This is a genomic window from Faucicola mancuniensis (assembly GCF_046523945.1).
GTDB classification, from domain to species: domain Bacteria; phylum Pseudomonadota; class Gammaproteobacteria; order Pseudomonadales; family Moraxellaceae; genus Faucicola; species Faucicola mancuniensis.
Window position 1 is genome coordinate 2,188,837 of sequence record NZ_CP171363.1, and the last position, 9,088, is coordinate 2,197,924.

General features: G+C 39.5%; 12 protein-coding genes and 1 pseudogene. 10 read left to right on the plus strand and 3 right to left on the minus strand.

From position 1 onward, the window contains the following. The first annotated feature begins 8 nt into the window (after window positions 1–8). Window positions 9–749, plus strand: a complete 741-nt coding sequence (locus ACGTJS_RS10835) for a hypothetical protein (protein ID WP_410472073.1) — start codon at window positions 9–11, stop codon at window positions 747–749. 35 nt (window positions 750–784) lie between these two features. On the opposite strand, the gene ACGTJS_RS10840 is transcribed toward ACGTJS_RS10835, so the two are convergent. Both ACGTJS_RS10840 and ACGTJS_RS10845 read right to left on the minus strand, forming a co-directional pair. After that, window positions 785–1,054: a BrnA antitoxin family protein gene (locus tag ACGTJS_RS10840; RefSeq protein ID WP_410472074.1), complete on the minus strand. Its 270-nt coding sequence runs from the start codon at window positions 1,052–1,054 to the stop codon at window positions 785–787. Then, window positions 1,032–1,307 carry a BrnT family toxin gene (locus ACGTJS_RS10845; RefSeq protein ID WP_410472075.1) on the minus strand — a complete coding sequence of 92 codons (276 nt, stop codon included), beginning with the start codon at window positions 1,305–1,307 and terminating at the stop codon, window positions 1,032–1,034. Before ACGTJS_RS10845 ends, ACGTJS_RS10840 begins: the two co-directional genes overlap by 23 nt. A 350-nt stretch (window positions 1,308–1,657) precedes the next feature. Between ACGTJS_RS10845 and ACGTJS_RS10850 the strand changes: the two genes are divergently transcribed. From ACGTJS_RS10850 to ACGTJS_RS10885, 8 genes are all read left to right on the plus strand, one after another. Next, the gene (locus ACGTJS_RS10850; RefSeq protein ID WP_410472076.1) at window positions 1,658–2,458 is read left to right on the plus strand and encodes a Bro-N domain-containing protein; all 801 of its coding nucleotides are present in this window, start codon (window positions 1,658–1,660) and stop codon (window positions 2,456–2,458) included. 149 nt (window positions 2,459–2,607) lie between these two features. Continuing rightward, entirely contained in the window at window positions 2,608–2,799 is a 192-nt protein-coding gene (locus ACGTJS_RS10855; RefSeq protein WP_410472077.1) for a type II toxin-antitoxin system HicA family toxin, read from the plus strand. Between the two features lie 31 nt (window positions 2,800–2,830). Beyond that, complete coding sequence (locus ACGTJS_RS10860; RefSeq protein ID WP_410472078.1) at window positions 2,831–2,947, plus strand: MerR family DNA-binding transcriptional regulator; 117 nt, start codon at window positions 2,831–2,833, stop codon at window positions 2,945–2,947. Window position 2,948: 1 nt separating this feature from the next. After that, entirely contained in the window at window positions 2,949–4,106 is a 1,158-nt protein-coding gene (locus tag ACGTJS_RS10865) for an RNA-guided endonuclease InsQ/TnpB family protein (protein ID WP_410472079.1), read from the plus strand. Window positions 4,107–4,335: 229 nt separating this feature from the next. Beyond that, a complete protein-coding gene (locus ACGTJS_RS10870; protein ID WP_410472080.1) occupies window positions 4,336–4,743 on the plus strand; it encodes a type II toxin-antitoxin system HicB family antitoxin in 408 nt (135 codons plus the stop codon). A 113-nt stretch (window positions 4,744–4,856) separates the two neighbouring features. Then, a complete protein-coding gene (locus tag ACGTJS_RS10875; protein ID WP_410472081.1) occupies window positions 4,857–5,276 on the plus strand; it encodes a hypothetical protein in 420 nt (139 codons plus the stop codon). Next, complete coding sequence (locus ACGTJS_RS10880; RefSeq protein WP_315043963.1) at window positions 5,273–5,602, plus strand: hypothetical protein; 330 nt, start codon at window positions 5,273–5,275, stop codon at window positions 5,600–5,602. Before ACGTJS_RS10875 ends, ACGTJS_RS10880 begins: the two co-directional genes overlap by 4 nt. Continuing rightward, window positions 5,586–7,043: a hypothetical protein gene (locus tag ACGTJS_RS10885; RefSeq protein ID WP_410472082.1), complete on the plus strand. Its 1,458-nt coding sequence runs from the start codon at window positions 5,586–5,588 to the stop codon at window positions 7,041–7,043. Before ACGTJS_RS10880 ends, ACGTJS_RS10885 begins: the two co-directional genes overlap by 17 nt. A 706-nt stretch (window positions 7,044–7,749) precedes the next feature. On the opposite strand, the gene ACGTJS_RS10890 is transcribed toward ACGTJS_RS10885, so the two are convergent. Continuing rightward, complete coding sequence (locus ACGTJS_RS10890) at window positions 7,750–8,856, minus strand: RNA-guided endonuclease InsQ/TnpB family protein (protein WP_410472083.1); 1,107 nt, start codon at window positions 8,854–8,856, stop codon at window positions 7,750–7,752. A gap of 81 nt (window positions 8,857–8,937) precedes the next feature. Here ACGTJS_RS10890 and ACGTJS_RS10895 point away from each other — a divergent pair. Next, window positions 8,938–9,024, plus strand: a pseudogene (locus tag ACGTJS_RS10895) (transposase); the annotation flags it as partial. Between the last annotated feature and the right edge of the window lie 64 nt (window positions 9,025–9,088).

The window sequence follows — 9,088 nt, forward strand, 5'->3', positions numbered from 1 at the left end:
GGGTGATTATGGCGATTGCAAGCGAAGTATGGGAAACGGCAAGGACGATATGGGAAAATACACCTGATATTTCTTATTCTGAATTGGTAGAAAAATTGATTGAAATTTTTGGCGAAGAGAATGCACCAGCGTCAAAATCTGCTGTTGCGACTAAGGCAAAAAAAGAAAACTGGAAAAAAAAGAGCAAGTTAAAAAAAACAGAACGCAAAAAAGAACGCACGCAATCAGTTGAAAATAAAGACAATAAAGGAAATAACAAGGTTATCCCAGTGGCGGTTTTGAACGCAAAAACCAAAATTGAACGAGAAATGGACAGCCTTGTATTAAACGCTGAACAAAAGCGAAAGATTATCCAAAAGCACCGAAAACGCCTTGAGCAGTTAGGGGATTTACAGGATAGTACGATTGATACGGTGAATATGTTGCATGGGCTTGACCCAGAGTTTGACGGTGAAAAAATTCAAAAGGTGATTGTTATATCTGAAACGTTGAGCCGAACGCTAAACCAACTAACAGCCAGTCAAAAGATGATAGCTGAGCAGGAATTTGTTGTGTGCGGGATTACGGTTGATGATTTCAAAGAATCTGAACAACAAAAACGCATGGCAACGTTTGAAGCGTTGGAGCAGTTGGATGAAATGGAGCGTGTGAAACGGCAACAGATTAATCAAGAGTTGAAACAGCGGTTAAGGGAGTTTGAGTTAATGGCGGAAACTGGGGATTATGATGTGGTGGGGGAAGATGAGTAAAACCCACTTTACAAGGTGGGTTTTTTGCTTTATTTTTAGGCGGTTGGCTGTGTGGCGATGTATTCACGCAGGGCATTGTTTAGGCGTGTTTGCCAACCTTTGCCGTGTTGTTTGAAATAATCTATGACATCGCTATCTAGGCGAATGCTGGTTAGGGATTTTGTCGGTGTTTTTTGTTTGCCACGAGTTTTTACCATGTTTAAAAATTCGGTTGGTAATATATCGGTTGCTGGTGCAAAGTCTGTGAAATCTGCTTGGGTGAGTTCTCGGACTTCGCCATGTTCATTGATTAAATGTTTGTTCATAGTTTTTTATCTCTCGTTTGTTGGCTTTTCTAAAGCTGATGACACGCAAACCGTCTGGTGTAGGTGTAAATACTAAGACGTGTAAACGCTCTCCCAAAAAGCCTACGGCAATGTAGCGGGTTTCGCCATAGTCAAAGCGGTTGTCAATTTTTACTTTGGCGGTTAAAAAGTCAAAGTTGATGGCTTCGTCAAAGCTAAGTTGGCGTTCGTCAATGTTTTTTTGATTTTTGTCTGGGTCGTAGGTGATTTTCATTTTAATGTGGTTGGTGGTTTTTATCAAATTGTAATAACAATTTGCGTTTTTGTCAATCTTTTAGGTGGTGATTTTGCTTTACAAGGTGGGTTTTTTGTTGTATATTAGGCTTACTACTAAAAAGAATAGCGGTATCAAATCTCACCCCGACAGCGTGATTTTTTATTGCCAAAAATTTGTCAGTTAATCCCAAATATTGATAAATTTTCACATATCAAAACGTCTTATGACGGGTTGAGAGAGCCTAATAAAACACCCTTGTGGAAATAAGCTCCGCCGACTATTCTCGGTAGTTGATGCCTGTCGCCTTTTTGCGACAATTTACTAACTAAAAGAATAGGAGTGTTCAAATGAACGCATTAACTCAAACTTTCACTTTTAATCAATCATTCAAAGTACGCACGGCTATCAAAGATGGTGAAGCATGGTTTTGTCTAAAAGATGTGGCAAGCGTTTTGGATATTAAAAATAGTCGTGATGTTGTTGCAAAACAATTGGATAGTAAGGGGGTAGATAAAATCTACATCCCTACTGAAAGCGGTAACCAACAAGTTACCTTTATCAATGAGCCTAATCTTTATCGCATTATTTTCCGTAGCAATAAAGCAGAAGCCAAAAACTTCCAATACTGGGTATTTAACGAAGTATTACCCGCCATTCGCAAAACAGGTCAATACCAAGCAAAACCGAAATGCGAGAAACGCAATTATGTGAGTAATGCGGATATGGTAAATATTAAACGCTTGATTTGGCTAACTACGCATTCTATGCGTTGGGAGCAATCGGCTGTGAATGCAATTTGGACACGGTTACGCTTTGCGACTGGTACGCCTAGTCCTGCGGTGTTTGAAGTGGAGCATTTGCCGATTATTGCCAATGAGATGTTGGATATTTATAAAACGGTGGTAAGGTTGAATAATACGGTGGCTGAAGCCGAAAAGATAATTATCAAACGCATTTTGAGAAATAATGAAGATGCTGATTTGATAATGGCGGAATGTGAAAAGCTGATTATGCAGTCGGCAAATGAGTTTGAGCAAAATTTGTCAAGTTCTTGCCAAAAGGTGTTTGGCGGTGATGTTGAGCAGTTGCTCTCTCGTCAGTATCGTATTGGCTGTGATTATCCAAGTTGTAATGAGATAGCCTGTTAAAAAAATAAACAAAACCTTTAACAATTACCCTGCCTAAGTGTGGGGTAATCGTGTTGTTGAAAAATATTGTGTAAAAATACACAATTAATCCTTGACCTTTGATTAAATGTGTGTAATAATACACACACTTAAACAACAAAGGAGCTTTCATGAAAAGCAGTGAGTTGATTAAGTTGCTAGAAGAAGACGGTTGGGAGTTGGTAAGAGTTAAAGGCAGTCATCACCACTTTAAAAAAGATGGTATGCCAAACATCATTACCATAAGCCACCCTGAAAAAGATGTATCACGTCATCAACTGACAGATGCAAAACGTAAATCAGGGCTTGAAACTGTTTCTTGAAAACTAACTAAATCTACTTTATAATATCCAAATGAACAGATTAATTAGTATCAACGAAGCATCAAAACAACTAGGTGTGTCTGTCTCAACATTACGCAGATGGGACGAAAGCGGTGTACTTGTTGCCGAAAGAACGCCAAGGTGCTAGAATGACCCTAATACGTGGACACATCATCGCCCTAGACCCAACGAATAAACAAGCAACCTACTTTGCAAAGGCTTGCGGTGTAGCCCGTCTTGCCTATAACTGGGCGTTAGCCGAATGGCAAAACCAATACGAACAAGACAAAAAATACAGTGACGAATGTTTAGCAAATAGCATAGAAATTGATGAAACCAAACTTAACAAACCATCACAAGGCAAATTAAGAAAACAACTAAATAGCATAAAAAGACAACAATTCCCCTTTATGCTAGAAGTAACCAAATGTAGCCCACAACTTGCCATTATACAACTAGGAGACGCATTCAAACGCTTTTTTAAAGGTGAAAGCAAATACCCACAATTTCGCAAAAAAGGCGTAAATGATAGATTTAGCCTATCCAACGACCAATTTAGAATAGACGGCAAACGCATAAAAATCCCTAATTTAGGCTGGGTTAAAATGCGTGAAAACTTGCGTTTACAAGGCAAAATCCTATCCGCCAAAATCTTTAAACAAGGCGAAAAATGGTTTGTATCGGTTGCCGTTGAATTACAAAACATCATCAAACCACAACCCAAAACAGACAAACAAGTTGGTATTGATTTAGGCATTACAGACCTTGCCACCTTGTCAAATGGTGAAAAAATCCAAGCCCCTAAGCCATTAAAAGCTAAACTTAACAAATTAAAACGACTGTCAAAAAGTTTAAGCCGAAAACAAAAAGGCTCAAAAAACCGTGAAAAGGCAAAAACCAAGCTATCACGGCTACACTTTAAAATCAGCAATATCAGAAAAGACTTTTTACACAAGCTAACCACAAGCCTCGTTAAGTCTTATGATGTGATTTGTCTTGAAAACTTAAACGTTAAAGGCATGGTAAAAAACCGTAAACTTAGCCGTGCGATTAATGATTTGGGTTTTTATGAGTTTAAAAGGCAACTGATTTATAAAGCAAATCAATGGGGCAAAATTATCAAAGAGGTAGATAGATTTTATCCATCAAGTAAAACCTGTTCATGTTGCGGTTTTATCATGGATAAAGCAAATTTGACACTGGCTGTCAGATATTGGACTTGCCCTAACTGCAAGACAAGCCATGACCGTGATGTGAATGCGAGCATTAATATTTTAAATCATGCAACTAAGGTTTTAACAATCTAATATTTTTGGCGGTGAGTTCCACCGTGTCAGCTTATGGAGTTGATGTAAGTCTTAAGTCAAATGACAAGAGCAAACAACGTTGAAGTAGGAAGAAAACGCTAAATTTGCCTATAGGTAGATTTGGATAGGTTTTTCGGAACGGTTAAACTTCTAAGCAACGTAACCCCAATAACAACCGATTGGGGTTACACTACACTACACTACTTTTTAGAAAGCCTAAGGGTAAACTATGATAAATTATGCTGTGGCAATTAGCAAAGATGCTGGTATGGAGAATTATTCTGCTGTTATTCCTGATGTGGCAGGGTGTTATGCGTTTGGCGATACCATTGATGAGCTGTTGATTGAAACCAAATCTGCTATTGAAAGTCATATTGAAACCACGCTTGACTGTGGGCTTGCTTTTGAGTTTGTAACCACACCGCTTGAAGTATTACAAAAAGATGCTGAGTATGGCGATGTTATCGCTTGGGCGTTTGTGTCGGTCGATGATACGGCATTTGATAAGCAAATCCGCTTTAATGTGTCGTGGAGTGAGCATTTGCTCAATCGTGTTGATGAGTATGTTAAGCGTACGCATGATACTCGGTCTGGATTTTTGGCAAAATTAGCCAGTGAGAAGTTGGCGATTGCTTGATTTTTGTTTTATTTTTTTAAACCCTGCCTTTTTGGTGGGGTTTTTTATCGGAACAATCCCCCCACCCCCTAATATTCCTAGTGCATAATATCCCAAAAGTACAGGAATAACTCATGAACGGCTATATCATAGACACATTTTTATCATTTTGGGCGTTTTTTCTTTTGGCGTTGCTATACTTGGATAACTGCAATCTTGTCAAAAAACTAAATGAACAACTAACACCACAAGTATTTGCCCTATACTTTAACGACAAATTTAAACTAAGTCTGATTATCAGTATTTTACCTATAATCGGATTTGGTTTTTTGCTATGGCGATTTGCAAGCCTATTAATTCTTGCAAAAATGTGGGGAGCTGGAGCGGTTGGGTTAATCATCATTATGGCAATTTTTGGCGTTGGTTTTATATGGTTAAAAGTGCTAATTCATCTGATGTTACAACCGTTTGGCGGTAATCAACAAAACCAAAGTCAAAATAAAAGGGGTTATCAAGGGTCTAATCAAGGGATTCATCAAGGGGTTATGGCATGATTACTACCGCAAAAATTGTTGATATGATAAACCATTGGCTTGCAACCCCTGTCAATGGCTATTTTGCACAAGGCTATGGACAAGATATTAAAATGCACTTGCTTGTCAATCTAACCGCCTTTACCGCTGATGAATTTATCAAAAAAATGAAACAAGATATTCCTGTACTACAACAGTTAAACAGCGACCAATTAAGCATTGTTACCCAAACAGTAGATTTTGACAAGGTGCAAGTATTTATCAAACTGGGGCATATTCTGATTGATGTTGGGCTGTCTAATCATAACAATAATACAGGGGATTATTACGATGTTACAGCGAACTAGCCTAACCGCCAGTGTTGAAAATGCGTTAAACGATTATCCAGAGATTGCAGAACGTTGGCAAGTTGGCGACCCTACTGTTACGGCTTTATTAACGTCCATTCGTGAATTGGTGATTGCTTTATCACGAGATAATGATATTAATATCATTGAACCGTTTGTCAAATCCAATAATCGCACAATCATGGCTGATGCGGTGAACAAGGGTATTTTGCCTGTGGCAACGCCTTGTCAGTTTAAAATCACCATTGAAAACAACGGCACAAATACTGTTACCCTAAATCAAGGGCGGATTGTGGAAGACGGTACAGGGCGACAATGGCGGTTACTGTCTGCTATCACGATTAAACCGAATGAAACCCAAACGGTAAACTGTGAGCAAAGTATTATCAGAGAAACCAATTTAAATATTTTGGTAAGTGAGCCGTTTTATCAGATTGAGATTATCGCAGATGCCGATAGCTATGTGGCAGGCATACAAGTGATTAACACCACAACCAAAACCACGTTTGACTATACGCCAAAGTTTATGAACGCCCATGCAGGGGATAGTGTTTATACGATTTTTAGCGATGATTTTCAAAATATCCGTCTGATGTTTGGCGATAGTGAACGAGTTGGGCAAACGGTACAGGCTGGGGATAGTTACAAAATCTATGTAACCCAGTCTTACGGTTTTGTTGATACAACCACGTTAAAGCAAGCTACGCTAAACGATTTGTTAAGTAATGATGAACGTTATTTAAATATTTATTTTAAAACTGACGGATTGATACGAGCAGGAACAAACCCTTTAACAGTCAGCCAAATGCGACTGCTTGCCAGTTTTCCGTCCACTTATGACCATAATGCAGTATTTATGGGGAATTTTGATTTGTTGGTGCGTTGGCATTTTATGAGCCGTTTTGGTTATATGGCAATCTGGAATGAAACAACCCATGAGAAATTTTACCAAGCAAGCCTTGATAATATTAATCATTTAAATTTGACGGTGGTTGCTAATGAGCCAAATGAACAAAATCTTTTGATAAAAGATATTCAGCAGTTGGTGGCAAAGGCGGATAGTTTGTTTGATGGACGTGTGAGAGTAAAAGCAGTTGAAGAACGTCCATACCAGATTACGATTAATGGTTCTTTGGCTGGCGTGCATGATATTGATAGCGTAAAAGCACAGATTAGTGAGTTATTGTTGGCAAATTATGGGCGTGGTAGTATTTCAGCAAGCCACCCAAACAGTGATGGTTTTAACCGTCAAGAGATTGCAACATTAATCCGTGAGAAAATACCAGCATTCCAAGACCGCATTAGTGATTTTACCGTGTTGGGCGAAGATACCCAAACCAGTCCGATAAAACCGCATGAGTGGGCGTATCTGACACGAGATAGCATTGTGATTAATTTACGCAGAACAGCTGATAATAGCGGTGCGATGTGGACGTTGTAGGTGATGTATGGCTATAGGCAATCAAATAACAGCAGAACAAGTACACGAGCCTATCGCACAAAGTCATCTATACGATGACCTAGAAAGGGCAATGGCAAGTGTATTTCGGCAAATGCTAAAAGACCACTTGATAAACGATATTGATGATATATACCACTATGCAACCCCATTTTTGGGTGGTAAAACGGTCGTTGAACGCTTTAGTAAACTTAACGGCTTGGCGGTATTAAGACGTGATGACGGTGGTTTTAGCGATAAAGTTATGGCAATTATTTTGGCAAACTGGCAATCATTAGCAAGTGAACGTGGGCTTGCTTTTTTGCGGTTTGTACTGGATATGCTTTATCCGAATCAAAACGAGATTGTCAGGCTATGGCATGACAAAAGCCGAGCCAAAAGCTACCCAAACTATTTGTACGAAAGTGCCAGTAGCAAACGATTTTTAACAAGCCGTATCCGTATCAAATTAAACGCTGATATTGATTTAAGCGAATTGTCAGAACTAGCCCCTACACTTAGACGGCTTGTCCCTGCTCATATCGTACCTGAAGTGGCTGTCTATGTGGATATTGGCAATAAAAAAATCGGTATGGCTTTGGGTGCAGATAAATTTCATGTGGCGGATTTTAGCCCTGTGAGAAGTGATTTAAAACATGATAGCAAAGCCAACCATGACGAAAACTATCGTTTTGACTTCCTCCCCTCCCTATCGTTCGGGGATTCCTGCTCCCAGACGGTCAAGCCCGACCGCAAGAATGTTCTTACTGGCATTAATATCTCTATCATGCCATGTGCCACACTTCGCACAAGTCCATTCTCTTATTCGCAAACCTGCTCTACCTTTCGGACTGTTGCTGTCGATTTGACCGCAATACGAACAAGTTTGGGTAGTGTATCGTTCATTTACGATTTCAAAACGGCAACCTGCGTTCTCGCATTTGTAGGTCAGTTGTCGTTTGAGTTCAAACCAACCTGCGTCATATACTGACTTGGCTAGTTTGCCTTTTTTGCTGTTGAATTGGGTGGTTTTCACATCACCTACCACGATTAGGGCGTTGTCTTTGACTAATTGGGTGGTGAATTTGTGGATGAGGTCTTGGCGTGTATTTTTGATTTTGGCATGGATTGCTTTAACACGTTGCTTGTTTTTGGCTCGTTGAGCTATGGCTAACTCTTTGGCGTATTTGAGTGTTTGCTTGATTGTGAGCTTGTCACCGTTTGAGGTGGTGGCACTATCCTTTAATCCTAAGTCTATGCCTAAACTACCAGTACCGCAAGTAGTTCTAGGGTATTCTTTGACGGTGATACAGGCATACCAACGGTTACGGCTGTCTTGGACGACTTCAAGGGTGTTGATTTGATATAGGCTAAGGTTGTAGCTGTCCCATAGGTCAATGACTAGCTTTTGCCCTTTGGCTAGGGATAGTTGTAAGGTTGATTTTAAGCCCTTTTTACCAGTTTGGTGTGTGGCAATGTGTTTAATAGCCGATTGTTTGAATGGTAGCCAACCTAACGATTTTCGTTTAGACTTTGGGTTATTAGTACGCCAGTTAAGTTTTGCTTTTTTAAATTGCTTTCTTGATTTGGCATGGGTTTCATTGATGGCTTGAATGGTTTGAGAGTGCAAGCCCAGTAATTCACTGCTACCTTTGGTGTATTCGTTTAGGTCGTAAGCACTAAAGAATTTGCCAGTCTTTTGTAGGTGATTGTAACTCAAGTCATTGACGTAGTTCCATACGAAATTCACCGAACCGCTTAGGCGATTTAGTTGGTCTGTGTGTTTGTCTCGTATGCGTAGCTTGAGTGTTTTCATTGTTATGATATATACTTAATTTGTTTTATTTTAAATTGGTCTAATTTTTATGTCAAGCGAAAAAACAGAGTTAAGACGGGGTCGCCTAGCTATTTTGCAGGTAGTTGTGGCGGTGCTCCAATCGAGATTATCCGCCAGTACATTGAACAGCAAAATACACCGCACTAAACAACGTCCATGCGTAAGCATGATTGCTTAATTTGCCTTATATCCACCGCCTGAAGTCGGTGGT

What these genes read in the sequence shown, in the direction of transcription:
- ACGTJS_RS10835 (WP_410472073.1), top strand. Translation starts at nt 9, where the DNA reads ATGGCGATTGCAAGCGAAGTATGGGAAACGGCAAGGACGATATGGGAA.
- ACGTJS_RS10840 (WP_410472074.1), bottom strand. Translation starts at nt 1,054, where the DNA reads ATGAACAAACATTTAATCAATGAACATGGCGAAGTCCGAGAACTCACC.
- ACGTJS_RS10845 (WP_410472075.1), bottom strand. Translation starts at nt 1,307, where the DNA reads ATGAAAATCACCTACGACCCAGACAAAAATCAAAAAAACATTGACGAA.
- ACGTJS_RS10850 (WP_410472076.1), top strand. Translation starts at nt 1,658, where the DNA reads ATGAACGCATTAACTCAAACTTTCACTTTTAATCAATCATTCAAAGTA.
- ACGTJS_RS10855 (WP_410472077.1), top strand. Translation starts at nt 2,608, where the DNA reads ATGAAAAGCAGTGAGTTGATTAAGTTGCTAGAAGAAGACGGTTGGGAG.
- ACGTJS_RS10860 (WP_410472078.1), top strand. Translation starts at nt 2,831, where the DNA reads ATGAACAGATTAATTAGTATCAACGAAGCATCAAAACAACTAGGTGTG.
- ACGTJS_RS10865 (WP_410472079.1), top strand. Translation starts at nt 2,949, where the DNA reads ATGACCCTAATACGTGGACACATCATCGCCCTAGACCCAACGAATAAA.
- ACGTJS_RS10870 (WP_410472080.1), top strand. Translation starts at nt 4,336, where the DNA reads ATGATAAATTATGCTGTGGCAATTAGCAAAGATGCTGGTATGGAGAAT.
- ACGTJS_RS10875 (WP_410472081.1), top strand. Translation starts at nt 4,857, where the DNA reads ATGAACGGCTATATCATAGACACATTTTTATCATTTTGGGCGTTTTTT.
- ACGTJS_RS10880 (WP_315043963.1), top strand. Translation starts at nt 5,273, where the DNA reads ATGATTACTACCGCAAAAATTGTTGATATGATAAACCATTGGCTTGCA.
- ACGTJS_RS10885 (WP_410472082.1), top strand. Translation starts at nt 5,586, where the DNA reads ATGTTACAGCGAACTAGCCTAACCGCCAGTGTTGAAAATGCGTTAAAC.
- ACGTJS_RS10890 (WP_410472083.1), bottom strand. Translation starts at nt 8,856, where the DNA reads ATGAAAACACTCAAGCTACGCATACGAGACAAACACACAGACCAACTA.